14 protein-coding genes are annotated in these 15,574 nt (G+C 61.6%); 12 read left to right on the top strand and 2 right to left on the bottom strand.

The window, feature by feature from the left end; translation table 11 throughout:
• The first annotated feature begins 23 nt into the window (after window positions 1-23).
• From O4H32_RS08435 to O4H32_RS08380, 12 genes are all read left to right on the top strand, one after another.
• Window positions 24-914: a TrbL/VirB6 family protein gene (locus O4H32_RS08435; protein ID WP_269358212.1), complete on the top strand. Its 891-nt coding sequence runs from the start codon at window positions 24-26 to the stop codon at window positions 912-914.
• A 105-nt stretch (window positions 915-1,019) separates the two neighbouring features.
• A complete protein-coding gene (locus O4H32_RS08430) occupies window positions 1,020-1,157 on the top strand; it encodes a conjugal transfer protein (RefSeq protein ID WP_269358209.1) in 138 nt (45 codons plus the stop codon).
• Between the two features lie 3 nt (window positions 1,158-1,160).
• The gene (locus O4H32_RS08425; protein ID WP_269358208.1) at window positions 1,161-1,847 is read left to right on the top strand and encodes a VirB8 family type IV secretion system protein; all 687 of its coding nucleotides are present in this window, start codon (window positions 1,161-1,163) and stop codon (window positions 1,845-1,847) included.
• A gap of 27 nt (window positions 1,848-1,874) precedes the next feature.
• A complete protein-coding gene (gene virB9, locus O4H32_RS08420) occupies window positions 1,875-2,702 on the top strand; it encodes a P-type conjugative transfer protein VirB9 (RefSeq protein ID WP_269358206.1) in 828 nt (275 codons plus the stop codon).
• Window positions 2,699-3,802 carry a type IV secretion system protein VirB10 gene (gene virB10, locus O4H32_RS08415; protein ID WP_269358204.1) on the top strand — a complete coding sequence of 368 codons (1,104 nt, stop codon included), beginning with the start codon at window positions 2,699-2,701 and terminating at the stop codon, window positions 3,800-3,802. The genes virB9 and virB10 overlap by 4 nt, the downstream gene beginning before the upstream one ends.
• Entirely contained in the window at window positions 3,780-4,799 is a 1,020-nt protein-coding gene (gene virB11 / locus O4H32_RS08410; RefSeq protein ID WP_269358202.1) for a P-type DNA transfer ATPase VirB11, read from the top strand. The genes virB10 and virB11 overlap by 23 nt, the downstream gene beginning before the upstream one ends.
• 124 nt (window positions 4,800-4,923) lie before the next feature.
• Complete coding sequence (locus O4H32_RS08405) at window positions 4,924-5,844, top strand: TrfA (protein WP_269358200.1); 921 nt, start codon at window positions 4,924-4,926, stop codon at window positions 5,842-5,844.
• Between the two features lie 433 nt (window positions 5,845-6,277).
• Window positions 6,278-6,748, top strand: a complete 471-nt coding sequence (locus tag O4H32_RS08400) for a hypothetical protein (protein WP_269358198.1) — start codon at window positions 6,278-6,280, stop codon at window positions 6,746-6,748.
• 20 nt (window positions 6,749-6,768) lie between these two features.
• Window positions 6,769-7,251 carry a hypothetical protein gene (locus tag O4H32_RS08395; protein ID WP_269358196.1) on the top strand — a complete coding sequence of 161 codons (483 nt, stop codon included), beginning with the start codon at window positions 6,769-6,771 and terminating at the stop codon, window positions 7,249-7,251.
• A gap of 4 nt (window positions 7,252-7,255) precedes the next feature.
• Entirely contained in the window at window positions 7,256-7,963 is a 708-nt protein-coding gene (gene stbB, locus O4H32_RS08390; protein ID WP_269358194.1) for a StbB family protein, read from the top strand.
• A 7-nt stretch (window positions 7,964-7,970) separates the two neighbouring features.
• Entirely contained in the window at window positions 7,971-8,417 is a 447-nt protein-coding gene (locus O4H32_RS08385; RefSeq protein ID WP_269358192.1) for a hypothetical protein, read from the top strand.
• A gap of 16 nt (window positions 8,418-8,433) precedes the next feature.
• On the top strand, window positions 8,434-10,032 hold the full coding sequence (locus O4H32_RS08380) for a type IV secretion system DNA-binding domain-containing protein (protein ID WP_269358190.1): 1,599 nt from the start codon (window positions 8,434-8,436) through the stop codon (window positions 10,030-10,032).
• A gap of 319 nt (window positions 10,033-10,351) precedes the next feature.
• Here O4H32_RS08380 and O4H32_RS08375 read toward each other — a convergent pair whose 3' ends face one another.
• Both O4H32_RS08375 and O4H32_RS08370 read right to left on the bottom strand, forming a co-directional pair.
• Window positions 10,352-13,489, bottom strand: coding sequence for an AAA family ATPase (locus O4H32_RS08375; protein WP_269358188.1), 3,138 nt, complete (start codon window positions 13,487-13,489; stop codon window positions 10,352-10,354).
• A gap of 1 nt (window position 13,490) precedes the next feature.
• The gene (locus tag O4H32_RS08370) at window positions 13,491-15,251 is read right to left on the bottom strand and encodes a hypothetical protein (RefSeq protein WP_269358186.1); all 1,761 of its coding nucleotides are present in this window, start codon (window positions 15,249-15,251) and stop codon (window positions 13,491-13,493) included.
• Between the last annotated feature and the right edge of the window lie 323 nt (window positions 15,252-15,574).

Genomic DNA, 15,574 nt, shown 5'->3' with positions numbered 1-15,574 from the left:
CCAGCGATATTGCCCAGTGGGTCATGACCCAGACCCAAAACACCCTGAACGATGCCGTCACAGGCCCCATGCAAGCCCTGTTCGAAGCCCTGATGCCGGTCATCGTCGTGGGCCTCACACTGCAGTTCGTGGTCTACGCCTTCGCCTTGATGCACGGTCAGGGCGGCATGACCGTCACTGAGTTCTTTCGCAAGGCCATCATGGTCGCCATCATTTCGATCTTCTTCGGAGCCGGTGGCCTGTATCAGGCCGATATCGCTCAGACCATGATCGCTTTACCGGACGATGTCACCCAGATTGCTCTGGGCACCGGCAGTGTGGCCGAGGAAGTGGACAAGCTGCAGACAGAGACCAGCAAGGCCTCCAACACCATGATCGGCAAGGGTGGCAACGGAGCCTGGTACAACGTGTTGCCATCCACCAAAGAAGTCTTGGTCAGCATCCTCGCCACGCTGGTACGCATCAATGCCGCCGTCGTCGGCAGCATCATCATGGTGATTGTCGTCGTCTGCAAGGTAGGCATGGCACTTGTCGTGGCCGCAGGGCCCATCTTTATTGCGGCCACCCTGTTTGAACCCACCAAGCCCCTGTTCAACAGCTGGGTCTCCCAGGCCCTGAACTTCGTGTTCCTGGCACTCCTGGCTGGACTCATCTTTGGCCTGCTGCTGCAGTTGAATATCCAGCTGATCCGCATGATCGTCGATCAGATCAACGGCGGTGCCAAGGATATCCTGGGTCTGTACGGTGCCCAACTCTTGGTCGGCATCGCCAGCCTGGTCGTCATGATCATGCTCCCCGGCCTGGCTGCAGGCCTATCCAATGGTTTTGGGGCCCGCCTGGGCATCGGTGCGGCCGCCCACGGTGCCTTCTCGGTGTTGCGCCTGCGCAGCATGTTGCGCCCCCGCGCCAAGTAACCCATCTGCCGACCCTCTGGCCTTCTCAGACCCAGCAATCGGAATTCCCCTTCTCTCATCTGCCTGCCCGGCACGCGCGTCCGGCAGGCCAGGAGCCCATTCCCCATGAAATCCCTCATTACCGCCCTGATGCTGGCTGGCTTTCTGGCTGGCTGCGCCTTTCACGCGCCCCAGCCCCCGCAGCCTGCCGATTCCCCCCGTGTGCCGGTCAATGCCACGCCCCCCTCGTTTGACGGAGCCTGAGCCATGGCCGACACATTGAAATCCGAAGACATCGCGGCCTACTTGGAGCGCTCCCGAGGCCTGGAGCGCGACCATCTGGGCGAACTCATCGCCAGTCGCAAACGGGCCTGGCAGGTGGCGCTCGCCGCTGGCATCCTGGCCCTGGCCGCCGTGGGCGCGGTACTGGGCCTCACGCCCCTGAAGCAGCCTCCGGAAATGTATGTGGTGCGCGTGGACGACGCCACGGGCGGCATCGAGCACGTCAGCCGTCTGGGCCAGCCGCTGGAGGACTACGGTCAGCGCATCGCCAAGTATTTCCTGAACAGCTATGTGCTGAACTGCGAAGGCTACAGCTGGCAGACCATCCAGGAGCAGTTCGATACCTGCGCCCTGCTGTCGTCGCCACCCATCCAGACGGTCTACGGCAAGCGCTTTGAGGGCCCCGAGGCCGTCACTACCCGCCTGGGCACCCAGGGCACGGTGGATGTGCAGGTGCATTCCATCACCCTGGGGGCCAACCAGGCCGCGATCGTGCGTTTTTCCAAGACCGAGCGCGATGTGACCACGGGCGAGACCACCAAGGTGCGCCACCTCATTGCCACCATGGCCTACCAATACGCCGATGTGCCGCTCACCGAAGCCGTGGCCCGGCGCAATCCGCTGGGCTTTCAGGTGACGCGCTACGACCTGGCGGCCGATCTCTCGCGTTGATGTCGAACCGCATCAGAAGGAAATCCCATGTTTGACCACCTCCCCAGTCGTCAGGCGCTGGCCCTGATGCTGAGCCTGGCGCTTGCAGGACCCGCCCTGGCCCTGGAAACCCCCAGATCCTCGCGCCTGGACCATCGTGTGCGCACTGTGAACTACAACGCGGCCGACGTGATCCAGCTGGATGCCGTGATCGGTGTGGCCACCCATATCGTGCTGGCCCCCGACGAACGCTACGTCTATCACGTCTTTGGTGACAGCCAGGCCTACGCCTTTACCTATAAAGACAATCACTTGTTCTTCAAGCCCACGGCCGAGGACGCGAATACCAACCTGATCGTGGTGACCGACCAGCGCGATTACAGTTTTCGGCTGTCCTACAGCGACAGCCGCAGCGCACCGGCCCTCTACAAACTGGTTATCCGGTATCCAGATGCAGAAGCCCGCAAGCGCGACCAGGCCGCACAGCAAGCCGCCATCGAGAGATCCCTGCAGGCCACCCCCACCCGCGTGAATTGGCTCGCCTACACCCGCAGTGGCGACGCCGCGATTGCCCCGGTCCATGCCTGGGACGATGGCCGCCAGACCTGGCTGCAATTCGCACCGGGCGCGGATATCCCGGCGGTCTATCGGGTCACACCCGACGGCCAGGAAGTCATCACCAACTTCCACATGGCAGACGACCGCACCCTGGTGCTGCACCGCACGTCCGCCCTGTGGCATCTGCGCTTGGGTGATCTGGTGCTGGCCATCCATAACGAGACCTTTGGTGCAACGCCGCCACCGGCGCATACCGGGACGACATCGCCTGCCGTGCAGCGCCGGGTGAAGAAAGCCCCAGCAAGGAATATCCTATGAACGATGAACAACCCCACCCGAAGCTAGAGCGCGCGCCGCTGGAGCGCGAACCCCTGGACCTGGGCGACACCGGCCGCAGTGCCCCGCGCGGAGCCCGGGCCTTTCTGTGGCTGACCATCCTCGTGGCCTTTGCAGTCGCTGCGGGCGTACTGGTGAAGGCCTGGAGCCGCGATTCGGAGAAGACCAGTACCACAGGCCTGGAATCTGACCAGAGCGGCATCACCAACCGCCTGACAGCCCCCAAGGTCGAGCGCCCAGCCCCAGCAACCAAGCCAGAAGCACCGCCTCCAGCCACAGAACCAAGCCGCTCCTACTATGTCCCCCCGCCCATGCCTGCCGCTCCGCCACCCGTGGATGAAGTCGCCCAGCGCAGGCTCGCCAGCCCCTTGAACGCGGGTGCGGCCGATGGCGGCGCTGCAGCCAGCCACCCCACGGGGCCCAGTGGGCCACTGGCCGATGCCGGGCCGCTGGCCGACAAGCTGCGGCCGCTGGAGCTCGCCCCATCGGTCGCGGGCCAACTGGGCGACCGCAATTTTCTGCTCACGCAGGGCACGATGATCGACTGCACGCTGCAGACCAAATTGGTCAGCACCCAGGCGGGGCTGTTGACGTGTCTGGCCACCCACGACGTGATGAGCGCTAACGGCAAGGTGAAACTGATCGATGCCGGAACCAAGTTCACGGGCTATCAGTCCGGCGGCATCGTGCAGGGCCAGGCCCGCGCCTTTGTCACCTGGAACCGGCTGGAGACACCCGCTGGCGTCATCGTCAATCTGGGGTCACCGGGCACCGGCCCCTTGGGTGAAGCGGGCCTGGATGGCCATATCGACAATCATTTCTGGCAGCGTTTTGGCAACGCCATCCTGCTGTCGCTGGTCGGAGACTTCGGCAGCTGGGCGGCCAACCAAGGGCAGTCTGGCAGCAACAACATTCGCTTTGACAACACCAGCGAAGGCGGCCAGGAAGTCGTGGCCAAGATCCTGGAAAAGTCGCTCGACATCCCTCCCACCCTCTACAAGAACCAGGGCACACGCATCGGCATCATGGTCGCGCGTGACCTGGACTTCAGCCAAGTCTATGACCTTGAACCCATCCCCTGAGCCGCTGCCCTTTGACCGGGCGATTGCGGTCAAGACCTTTTTGCGGCCGCTCGCCCCCCACCTGGCCGATCCCGCAGTCACCGAGATCGCCATCGTGCGGGCAGGTGAGCTCTACACCCGCATCCGTGGGACCTGGCTGCTGCACGAGTGCGAGATGCTGACCTACCCGCATCTGGAAGCCCTGGCCACGGCCCTGGCGGCCTACAACCACATGGCCAAAGCACCAATTCTGTCGGTGCTGCTGCCGGGCGGCGAACGCGGCCAGATCGTGCAGCCCCCGGCCTGCCTGGATGGGACGATGGCCATCAACATCCGCAAGCACACCCAGGCGGCCTTCACGCTCGATGAACTGCAGGCCCAAGGGGCATTCGATACGGTCGAGGACATCGCTGCGCAACGCGAAGCGGGTAGCCTTTCAGCCATAGACCAGCAGCTCATGGCGCTGAAATCAGCAGGCGACATCCCCGCCTTCCTGCACGCGGCCATTCAGGCACGCAAGAACCTGGTCGTGGCCGGGGCCACGGGATCGGGCAAGACCACCTTTGCCCGCTCGCTCATCGATCGGGTACCCGTCGATGAACGGCTCATCACCATCGAGGACGTGCACGAGCTGATCCTGCCGCGCCACCGCAACTGCATCCATCTCATGTATGGCGGCACGCGCGGCCGGGTCTCGGCCACCGACAGCCTGGCCGCCTGCATGCGCCTGTCCCCGGATCGAATCTTTCTGGCCGAACTGCGCGGCCCCGAGACCTGGGATTACCTGGCGGCCCTGAATACCGGCCATCCGGGGTCGGTCACGACCACCCACGCCAACAGTGCGGCCGATACCTTCGACCGGCTGGCTGTGCTCATCAAACAGTCGCCTACGGGCGGCAATCTGGACCTGGCCACCATCCAGGCCTTTCTGCGCCAGATCGTGGACATCGTGCTGTATTTCGAGCGGTTCCGGCTAAAGGAACTGTGGTTCGAGCCGCGACGGCTTGGGCCTGCGTAAGCAATCCGTCCCTTTCATCATCCACGGCCACGCAGCCTGTTCTGCTGGCCATACCCCCTGTACCCGTGTGAGGCGCTGCACACGACCAGGCAGGCCTTGTGCGGGCCTGTCTGGAGTATTTTTCATGCTGACCCACACCAGCCACCTGACCCGATCCCCTGCTGCCGCAGCCAAGCGCCTGGAAGACGCCATGCGCTTTGCCCACCGTAAGGCCGCAGAGGCCAAAACCCAGTCACCCACCGCAGGGCTCGATATCCGGCCCTTCGTTGTACCCGGTATTTCCGAGACCTCCCGGGCCATCCCCAACCACATCGCTCGCTCTGGCATCTTCGCGCCCATCCGACGCGGGGCCAGCATCATGCACAAGGAAACCATCTTTCTGTCCGCCCGCAACATTCAGATCACGGGCAGCGGCGAGCAGTTATCCGAAGACCATGCCGATATCTGGATGCACGCCATGTACCTGCAAGCCACCAGCCCCGCAGGCCAACAGCCCATCGTGAACCGCGCAGATTTCCTGCGCGGAATCGGGCGCAATACCAGTGGGGCCAGCTACCAATGGCTGCACGAAGGCATGAAGGATCTGGCCCGTTTTTCCCTGTGCATCGAAGCCAGGAGGCCAGACGGATCAGCCAAATACAGCTTTGGCATGCACCCGGCCTGCCGGGTACTGCCCATGATGGGCGGCTTCGACTACGCGGACGGCATCTACATCTTGGTCATCGACCCACGCTGGGCACAGATTTTCGGCAATCGGGAATATGCCCTGATTGACTGGGAGACGCGCCAGAAACTGCGCGGCAATCTCGCCCGCAGCCTGCAGCGACTGATCGCCACCTCCGCCGACACGCAGCAGCGCTACAGCCTGCAGTGGCTGAAGGATCGGGCGCATCACACCGGACACCTGAGAAATTTCCGTGCTGCCCTGCTCAAGGCCCTGGAAGAACTGACAGACCTGAACCTGATTGCCAGCCCCCAGATCGGACTGGAAAAAGGCCGGGAGGTGGCCAGCTGGGTCCGAAATAACGGCCGGTCGGCATCGTAATAACAAGGCGCTCGAAAGCCTGAAACCAGGACCAAAAAACCGGCTGAAATCAGCCTGTGGATAAGCGACCACGACCATCGTAATAAGAAGGCGGGCGCATCGTAATAAGAAGGCGCTTTATCGTAATAAGAAGGCGTTTTCGTCGTAATAAGAAGGCGGGAACAAGTGCTGAAACGCAGCATTCATGCGGGTTTCCAGCCATCGAAATCATGCTCTACCTTTCTTCTACCTTATCTCTATCAGAAGCGGTCTGTGGATAAGTCCGTCTGCCGTCCAGCCTGATCACCTCATCCCCAGTCCATCTCAGCCTGCCACGCTGCACAGCCGCTTTGGCGGCTGCATCGGTCAGCAAGTGATCGACATCGGCCCGCTCGGGCCACACCCCACCCATTCCCCCATCACCGCCCTGAACCCGCAGGGCCAAGGAGTTCTCATGTCCCAGAACCCACACGCAAATCTCGACACCCGGCTGCTCGCCATCGCCCATCGGGCCGCCCGTGAGGGCATCGGCGCACTGAGCCTGGGCGAAGCGCTAACTGCCGCCCTGGTGCTGGATCGCGGCGACTGGCTGCAGGAACGCGGCTACAGCATCGCTGACGCGCTGGATCGCATCGGCTGCGACTGGGCCGCCCGCATCCCGACGGTTGCCCGGCAGTTCCAGATGGAGCTGGCCCAGGCCCGGCTGCGCTTCTCGTTCGAGATCGTGCCGCGTGAAGGCGACGGCGAAGGCTACCTGCTGCGTCTGCTCGATCACAACCAGGAAGTCGGCTGCGGGTACTTCCCCGCCCGTGGCCAGTCCGTGCGCTTTGCCGACGATCAATGCGCCTACGACGAAGCCCACGCCGCTGGCCTGGCCTGGCTGGACGGCAAACAAGCCGCCGTGCTGCCCGCCCTGCATCACTGAATCCTCACTCAAGGCCTTTCATGACTGACAACCCGCTCAAACCCGATCCCATCGCCCGTTATCGTGCCGTGCTGGAGAGTCTGGATCCGCGCCTGCGCCAGGCCGCGAAGCTGCGGGCCCTGTACCCGATCATCGAACCCCAGGTGGCTGCAGGCGTGCCTCACGCCGCCATCATGGAGGATCTGGCCGCCGCAGGCCTGCCGGTGCGGCATAACACCTACATCACCACGCTGCGCCGCTGGCGCAAAGCCAGGCGGCAGGCCGCTGAAGAAGCAAGTCAGGCGACCGCCACACCCGCAGTCGAGCCTGACACGACACCCGACTCCAAACCCACTGCACCACCACTGGATGCCATCCAGGGGAGACCGAGCCGCATCCAGACCCCAGGGGATCTACGCAAGATCCGCGACATGCGCATCGACCTCGATGCCCTGCGCCGCGAAGGCCTGGCCAACCGGGCCAAGACCTCCCAAAACACCGAAACCCAACACGACAAGGAATAAACCCATGAAAGTCGCAGTCCTGAACTACACCGGATCGGTCGGCAAGACCGTCGTCGCCTCGCACCTGCTCGCGCCCCGCATGAACGGCGCCCAGATCTTTGCCGTGGAGTCCACCAACGAAACCGGCGCGGACCTGGGCCTGGAAGTCGATCAACTGCGCGGCGAACACTTCGGCAGGCTCTTTCGAGAACTGCTCACCCGTGACGATGCCATCGTGGACGTCGGGGCCAGCAACATCGAGGATTTCCTGAACCACATGATGCGCTACGAAGGCGCGCACGAGGAAATGAGCTGCTTTGTGCTGCCCGTCATCAACACCGGCAAGGCCCAGCGCGAAACCATTAAGACCGTGGCCGCCCTGGCCGAGCTGGGTGTGGATCCCGATCGGGTGCGCATCCTGTTCAACCGAGTCGAGTCCAGTGTCGAGGATGAATTCCCCTCAATCCTCGCCTATGCAGCGAAGACTGGCGAAGTGCAGGCTAACCCCAAGGCCGCCGTCTATGAAAACGAAGTCTTCGAGCTGCTGGCCGATCTGCGCACCACGCTCGCCGACGTGTTGGCCGATCAGACGGACTACCGGGCGCTCTTGAAGGCCGCTGACCGCAGCGACCATGCGCGGATTTCGCAGCTGAGCAATCGGCACGCCTTGCGCGCCCTGGCCCAGCCCGTGGATCGGCAGATGAATGCAGCCTTTGCAGCGCTCTTTGCCTGATCCCGCCATGGACGCGCCCCAGCCCCCAGGCCCGGCCCCGGGCCACGCCCGCACGAAGCTCGATCTGCTGTACCACGATGTGCTGGGCGAAGTCGCCAGCCTCGTGGATCGGCTCGAAGCGGTCAGCGCAAGCCTGGATGCCGCCCAGCAGCAGATCCAGGCCGTGGCCGACACCCAACAGATCCTGCCCCAGCAACTGGCCCGGCATCTCGCCACCACCCTGGAAGCCACCGCCAGGCCCATCCACCTGCAGCACCGGCAGGCCATCCAGGCCATGCTGGATGCGACCGGCACCCGGCTGGATCGCCTGGCCCAGGAGGCAGCCCAGTGCGCCCGCGTCACGCACCAAGCCGCCCGGCGCATGGCGCTCATCGCCGTGGTTGTTGGCGGTACCGCCGGGGTGCTGGGCGGGCTGCTCGCTGGCCTGGCGCTGGGCCAGTGGCTGATCCTCTGATTCTGCAAAGGCCATCATGTCTACCTTGGTCTCCCCCATCACCCGGCGGCGTATCGCCGCCTTTTCCCTGGCGCTCTTTCCCATCGGGACCTGGACGACCGCTGCCACCTACGGCAGCGGCATCGCCTGGCGCGACTGGAATCGCCAGATGGCCTGGCATTTCGTGAAACTCACCCCCAGCTATCCCTTGCTCTATGGAGCGCTGGGTGTGGGCCTGGTACTGGCCCTGGCCTTGATCCTCTTTATCGGTCGCACCGCGAAGACCGAAGGTTTCGAGGGGGCCGCCTACAAGCGATTCGTGCGCGGCACCCGGATGACCACGGCCAAACACCTGGCAAAGCTCTGCACAGAACCTGGCAAACAACAGATCGACGTGGCAGGCATCCCCATGCCCACGGCGAACGAAAACCTGCACCTGTTGGTGAGCGGTGCCACGGGGTCCGGTAAGTCGGTGCTGCTGCGCAATATGGCGGCGTCTGTGCTCGCGCGATCTCGCAGCCGCCGGTACCAGCTGCCCGGCCAGGCACCCGTGCGCAACGACCGCATGATCGTCATCGACCCGAACGGCGATCTGCTCAGCAAATTCTGGCAACCCGGCGACGTGATTCTCAACCCCTATGATGTCAGAAGCGAAGGCTGGTCCTTCTTCAACGAAGTTCGTGCCGACTACGACTGGAAGCGCCTCGCGCATTCCCTGGTGCCCATGAGCCAGGACAAGAACGCCGAGGAATGGAACGATTTCGGGCGGCTGCTGCTGCGCGAAACGGCGAAGAAGCTGCACCAGTTGCAAGGGACGGAGGCCAGCATCATGGATCTGTTCCGGCTGTGCACCATCGAGGATCCCAAGGTGCTGAAGCAGTTCCTGGACGGCACCTTGGCCGAATCCCTGTTTGTCGGATCCAGCGAAGCCAGCAAGGCCCTGTCGTCGGCCCGGTTCGTGCTGTCCAACAAGTTGTCGGAACACACCAGCATGAAGCCTGGCCCCTTCTCCATCCGCGACTGGCTGGATCAGCCCGACGGCGGCGACCTGTATATCAACTGGCGCGAAGACATGATGAGCTCCATGCGGCCCCTGGTGTCGTCCTGGGCGGATGTTTTCATCACCTCAATTCTGTCCATGCCCGAGGGCACCGACAGACGCTGGTGGCTGTTCATTGACGAACTGGCGAGCCTGGAGGCCTTGCCGTCACTGGAAGCAGGCTTGACCAAAGGCCGCAAGAATGGGCTGCGCATCATCGCGGGCCTGCAGAGCACATCGCAGCTGGAACATCTGTACGGGCGCACTATGGCCACCACCATCCGGGCGAGCTTCCGCAACCTGGTCGTGCTGGGTGGATCCCGTACCGACCCGCAGACTGCCAGAGACATGAGCGAAAGCCTTGGCAAACATGAGGTCGAGCGGCCAAAATACAGCGTCAGCCGCAGCGTCGATCATCGGAACACGTCGGATAATATGGATCGGACGATTGAGGACATCGTGACAGCGGCACAGATTCAGGCGCTGCCGGTGCTGGAGGGGTATGTGGCGTTGGCGGGGGATTTTCCGGTGGCGAGGGTGCGAATGCCGTTCCAGCGGTTCAATGGACACGTTGCGCCATTCCAGAGTGGAAAATGACTGCAATCGGCCACGACCCGTCGCTCGAATTCCTTGGCTGAACGGCAGAAATAGGTTGATTGCGGAAGGTCACTGCAGGCTGCTTGGTGGCACCTCCCTGCAGGACAACTGCGCTCTGAAGATCGCGAGCAAGGACTATGGCAGCATCAAGATCCAACCCTTGCCACCTTTGCCTTCGCACTCGCAGATCGACAGCGATAGAAGTCAACATCCCCCAAACAACTAGGGCACCTAAGATAGCACCGCCGAACTATCTTGACGTCAGGATGACGGCATGTATTATTGTGCCGCGTCGAACAACACGCCCCACACAGGGGTGTCAGCCTACTGCGGCGGCACCCTCAACCTGCGGGCTGCGATCCAGACTGATGATCTTAAACGCCTCTCCCAGGAAACTGAACTTCTTTGAAAATAGGGACGCCACTCGAGTATCTGCCGTTGCAAAGAAGATTTGTCGCCCGGAGTTCACAGCCAGGTCGCGCAGGTAGTCAAGGAAGGACAACGCATTGAGGTCGTCAACGTGCGCAATTGGGTCGTCGATGAGCAGGACTGGAGGCGCTGACGCAGCCGTACGATTCCTGGCAAGGAAGATTGACAAGGCAAATGCTGAACGTTGCCCTGTGCTGACTTGGTCCAGCGTGCGGGGGTCATGTCCATCTGCGGTCCGCAGAAGAACGTCGAGGCTGCCGACGTACTCGTACTCTCGTGGCGAATGGATGCGCGAGAACACCTCATTGATTTGGTCGCCGATGGCGTCAAGCGCTTCCCGCGTAGCGTTTTCAAGCGAAGCGTTCTCAATGAGGTCGTCCAAAACCTTGCCGGCCTCAAGCAGTGCCTTCTCCTCGTTGCGATGCTTCCCAAGGTTGAGATTCCGGTCCTGAATCTTTTTCGGCAGGTCCCGTTGCTCGTCCGAGTTTTCCGAATCGCTGCGTGACGCTTCATCAGCCTGCTTGAACGCGGAGGCGACAGCAGCGATGCGTGCCTGGACCTCGACGAGCGGAGCATCGTCCCCAACATCAAGGTAGGAACGAAGTCCAGAGACATTACTTGTTGCCGCAAGGAACTCGTCTCGCAGCGCAACAAGCGATGCGAACGTGCCAGTGATTGCCACACGCGTGACCCATCCACCCAGATCGACAGTCTGAGCGAAGTCCAGGATGGAACGAGTAAGGACCTCGATGTTACGGCGGCACTCGACAAGAGCCTCTCGGTTAGATTCCACCAATTCCCACTGACGATTTCGTTCCGCGGATGTGATATCTGTAGTCAACTCGTCCGACTCAAGCTCGAACAGCCCAGAGATGCGACCCCACACCAGGTCGGCCTCGTTGCTTGAAAAGCCTTCATTGTGCAGATCCTGCCCCGCCTTGGTGACGCGCTGGAGTTCCTGCTGCGCCTGGTTCGCCCGCTCGCGCAACGCAACCATTTCTTCAAGGGCTTCCTTGGGCGTGGCCGCCTTAAGCTGCAACTGTGCCGCATACTTCTGACAGAGCTCAACCGCGCTCGCCGCCCGCTGCGTTTCTTTCACCTCGTCCCCCGCTAGGCGCAGCGACTCCGCAAGAGTCTTGATCTCCTGAGTGGTCTCTGGCCCTGACGTGAGCTCCTCGATAAGATGCATCAATGCGCCGCTGGCGTGCACCGTGTGACAAACTGGACACATGTCCGGATTCTCCGACGACTTGAGTGCTTCCGTCGCTGCGTCCTTCAGCTTCGCGGCCGCCGCAGCACGGGCCGCTGCGGCCTTGCCGTGAAGATCCAGGGCTTGCTGGGCGCGCGCGAACCTCACTTGAGCGGAAGTGGTCGCTTCGCCCGCAGCCTGCACGGCATCATGCAGTTGGAGGGGCGCGTACTGCTGCGGTACCTGCGGCAGGTCACCGGCGACAAAACCTCCAAGACGAGTGGCCAGTTGCTCCGAAACCTCGCGGGCTGACTTGTATCTCCGACGCATGTCATGGAATCCAGCGGACTCATAAGCAATCCATCGGTCAACGTTTCTGGCATTGGCCTCAAGCTCTTCAATCTTGGCGACGAGTTGCTTCTCCTCCCTAACGTGCCGCGCGAGCAACGTCTCGACCGGCTTCGCGTTGCTGACCGCAGCTTCCAGCTGCGCCGAGCGATGCTCGACATCTTTGATGGTTCGAGCTGCAGCTCCAAGGGAGATAAGCGCTTGGACATGCGCCAGCGCGGCGAGAAGCTCCTGACCTTCTCTCGGTGCGGGCACGCCGACTTTAGATGGCCTCTTCCAATCGAGACCTTCCAACGCAGCTCGATAGGCGTCCGTCAGCGTTTTCGCCATGGACGGCTTGCCTTGCAACTCCTTCAGCCGCCGTTCTAAAACAGTCAACTCCGCCTGCAGCTCCTCGGCGCGGCGCTGTGTCTTGCCCCAGGCCTTGTCCACGTCGACCCGAATCTTCTGAAAGTAGTCAAACGTCGTCGCAGCTGACGAGCCGACCAACAACCGGCTCAGCTCAGTGGCGATGTCATCTGGTTTCAGCTTGCCGGCTAAGCGATACGCGGCATCGGTGTCGAGGAAGTTGTAAAGCGAGAAGCTGTTAACGATGTCGGCAACGTTGTGCTCCTTGCGGTTGTACCAATCAAGATTTCGAGCCTTGATGCGGGGGCCGTCACTCGTGGATGAAAGCTCAATAGCACTGACACCCCCACAAGGCAACAGCTTTCCTCTGATGCGAACTGGCCCGACGGCCGTGCTTCTGCGGTTGTTCCCGCAGTAGAAGTACTCGATGGCCTCGAGCAAAGATGTTTTCCCGCTCCCGTTCGCGCCCACGAGCAGCGTGACGTCGCCGAAGTCAAAGCTCTTGCCGTTGTGTATTGGCCGGAACGACGCAATGCTCAAGCTCAGCAGCTTTGACGTCGCCAGCGGCGTGTCGGCGGCATTTAGGCCCCTAGCCCGCTGTTTTACCGTCGAAGCCCAGCCTGCTGTGCGCTGGGCAATCTTCTCCACCACATCGGTGCGAGGGGTAGGAGCGTCGAGCAACAGCTCGAGCCCGTCCGCTGAGAGTCGTTGCCGCCAATCCGTCAGCACGTCATAGGTGCTTCCGTGCTCCGCAGTCTCGAACAGCTTTGGCCCTCCTAGCAGAGACTCAAGATCATCCTGCGAGACGACGCGCTTGCGCGCGTAGTCCTTGTCGGCCTCGATTGCAGCTTTCGCCGCAGCGAACTGAGGATTCGCCTTCGAGTTAGGGCCAGCGACGAAGTAGAGGTACTTGTTCCAGCGCAGGTCGCCAGGCGTATTGAAGAAGTCGTCAGCGAGGATGCGTTCCTGAAAGTCGCGCAGGTGCAGCGAGCGCTCCACCACTTCATCAGCGAAGTCTATGTAGGCAACAGCGTAAGCCTTCTCCCCAAACTTCTTCTCGCCGCGCACCACGAAATCGTCAACATCGTGAAGCCCGACGAGGAGGCGAGTAAGCGATTCACGCGCAGCTTGCATCTCAGGCATGTCACTGCCCCCCTGTGATGGACGCCATGCTGCTTCCATCGTAAGTAAATTGAATCTGCTGCTTAATGTCGAAGAACCTCGTGTCCCCAGTGACCGTGCGATAGCAGACGGCCACGCGGGTCTCGTTGCCTTTGCCCTCTCGTCGCAAGAGTTCGAACGCGTTTTCGCTAATTCTCTTGACTACGTCCTTTGATGGGTTCTCGCCGAGATAGGCCACCAAGGCAGGACGCGTGCCAGCCTTGGTCACATTGGTGTTGGGCGATTCGGGAGACCAGCTGATAGAGGTTCCCCCGCCGGCTAGGTCCTTGATTTGGGGCGGCAATATCGCCGTTTGGAGGATGTATCCCAAGACCGTAACGCGGCTGATGCGCTCCTGACGTTTCTCGTAGGCTGTGGCATCCCGGTCAAGCTGAAGAGTAGCCCGACCAACGACTTCGGTCTCTGGAATACGGCACACGTCCAGGTTGTCAACTTGGTACCACTGTTCCTTCATGGTATGAGGACCGCATGAAAGCGAAATGGCCCGTTCGATGTACAGCCGGTTGTTGATATCCGTTAGGCTCTGGAATGCTGCAGTGACCTCCGGGCTTGCGTTGATGATTGCGCTCCACCCGGTCTCCGGGCAGTTTGCGCTCTCCAGCCATGTGCCAGCGTCGTCGTTCCAGGTGAACCGCGTATCAAGTTGCGGGCCGATGAGCACGTCCTGGACCGCAGCGCCGTCTTGCAGAACCTTGGGTACCGTCAGCGCAAAAATCGCCTCGTCATAGTGGAAGTGCAGGACGTGCCGCTTTTTCTCATGCCGGGTGTAGTACAGGCCTTTGGCCTCGTTGTCGACAACCTCGTCATCTTCCACCGAGCAGCGTCGTTCTGGCAAGTACCAGGCTGAGCCGCTCTCGTTCTTCCACTCATGCGGCGCATGGTCCGGTGAGTCGTATTGGACGACGTTCTGAGCCCAGTTTAGGCAGATGATGTCGCAGTTGGTCGTTTCCCGACTGCGCCGGAAAACCTCATTCCGGTACCGACGGTAGTCGCTTTGCTTGGGCTTTGGGTTCAGCTGGATGTGGATGAGAACAGCTCTATCTGACAACCTCCTGATCGCATCAGCGTCCTCGCCAATGCCCAGCGCGTCAGAGCAGATGATTGTCGAAAGCTTGATGTAGCCGTCCTTGCCCTGGAACTGGTAGATGGTACGGCCACAGCGCAGCTGCTTGTTCTCAAAGCCATGGTTGTCGCGTGACGGCGCAGTCTTGAACTGAAACAAGACGACTCGCTTGAAGTTCTTGTCGATGTCCTGGGTGATAAAACAGTAGGCGACGGGGTCGAAGTAGTTGCCCTGAACTTCCGGAGATGGGTCCTCTTCGTAGATGACGTCGCAATACCCGGCACAGTCCTCCTTGAACCTGGCGAGCTTCTCGGGCGTCACGCTTTCGCACCCAAGCACCCAAAGGGCGCCCTTAGCGGGGAAGGGTCCGCCCTGCGCAGCCTTGGCCAGGGAACTAATCGGAAAGAAGTACTCCGGGGTGATTACGAGTTGGTCGCCGCGCTGTGCAGCCAACGTGAGGAAGGCGTCGGCCCGAGCGGCCGCGTCGGCCAAGTTCAGGTGGCCAATCCGCTGGATGTCCGCGTAGATAGGACCCGACGGCTGAAGAAGCAGCGCGCGGTAGCTCTGATGCGTTGCCTGAAGCACCGTCAAGTCTGGAGCCTCCAGACCCTGCGAGCCAAGAACATCCTTGACATCCTTGATGAAAACAGGCAAAGCCACTTCTCTCTCCTAGGCGATATCTATCCTTTGTTGAAAGATGATAGCAATTTGTTGCAGACAGGTGGCGCACCAAGAGCGTCTGGAAGTCGTCTCCGACCAGGAGCCTCTGGACACCTGGCTAGGGGCCGCCCATAACGTATATGCGCGACGCCGTCGCTAGCGGTTCAGCTTCAACGCTGAACGACAGTTTCGGGCCTCCAAGTTGGGCGATTCAGACAACGCGCCAGCCGTGTTTGCCAGGCATATCACCGTAAACGCTCCATTTTTCCCATGATTGTTCGCGCCCGCTCTGTGGGGCATCGTATCGGTTCTGCAAGCAAACA

The sequence above is a fragment of the Castellaniella denitrificans genome, assembly GCF_027214045.1.
Taxonomy (GTDB): Bacteria; Pseudomonadota; Gammaproteobacteria; order Burkholderiales; family Burkholderiaceae_B; genus Castellaniella; species Castellaniella denitrificans_A.
Note: the sequence above shows the minus strand (reverse complement) of the source record. Positions and strands in the feature narration are given on the sequence as shown.

Coding starts and splice junctions, on each gene's coding strand:
- virB10 (WP_269358204.1), top strand. CDS start 2,699: ATGAACGATGAACAACCCCACCCGAAGCTAGAGCGCGCGCCGCTGGAG.
- O4H32_RS08405 (WP_269358200.1), top strand. CDS start 4,924: ATGCTGACCCACACCAGCCACCTGACCCGATCCCCTGCTGCCGCAGCC.
- virB9 (WP_269358206.1), top strand. CDS start 1,875: ATGTTTGACCACCTCCCCAGTCGTCAGGCGCTGGCCCTGATGCTGAGC.
- O4H32_RS08375 (WP_269358188.1), bottom strand. CDS start 13,489: ATGCCTGAGATGCAAGCTGCGCGTGAATCGCTTACTCGCCTCCTCGTC.
- O4H32_RS08380 (WP_269358190.1), top strand. CDS start 8,434: ATGTCTACCTTGGTCTCCCCCATCACCCGGCGGCGTATCGCCGCCTTT.
- O4H32_RS08385 (WP_269358192.1), top strand. CDS start 7,971: ATGGACGCGCCCCAGCCCCCAGGCCCGGCCCCGGGCCACGCCCGCACG.
- O4H32_RS08395 (WP_269358196.1), top strand. CDS start 6,769: ATGACTGACAACCCGCTCAAACCCGATCCCATCGCCCGTTATCGTGCC.
- O4H32_RS08425 (WP_269358208.1), top strand. CDS start 1,161: ATGGCCGACACATTGAAATCCGAAGACATCGCGGCCTACTTGGAGCGC.
- O4H32_RS08400 (WP_269358198.1), top strand. CDS start 6,278: ATGTCCCAGAACCCACACGCAAATCTCGACACCCGGCTGCTCGCCATC.
- stbB (WP_269358194.1), top strand. CDS start 7,256: ATGAAAGTCGCAGTCCTGAACTACACCGGATCGGTCGGCAAGACCGTC.
- virB11 (WP_269358202.1), top strand. CDS start 3,780: ATGACCTTGAACCCATCCCCTGAGCCGCTGCCCTTTGACCGGGCGATT.
- O4H32_RS08430 (WP_269358209.1), top strand. CDS start 1,020: ATGAAATCCCTCATTACCGCCCTGATGCTGGCTGGCTTTCTGGCTGGC.
- O4H32_RS08435 (WP_269358212.1), top strand. CDS start 24: ATGACCCAGACCCAAAACACCCTGAACGATGCCGTCACAGGCCCCATG.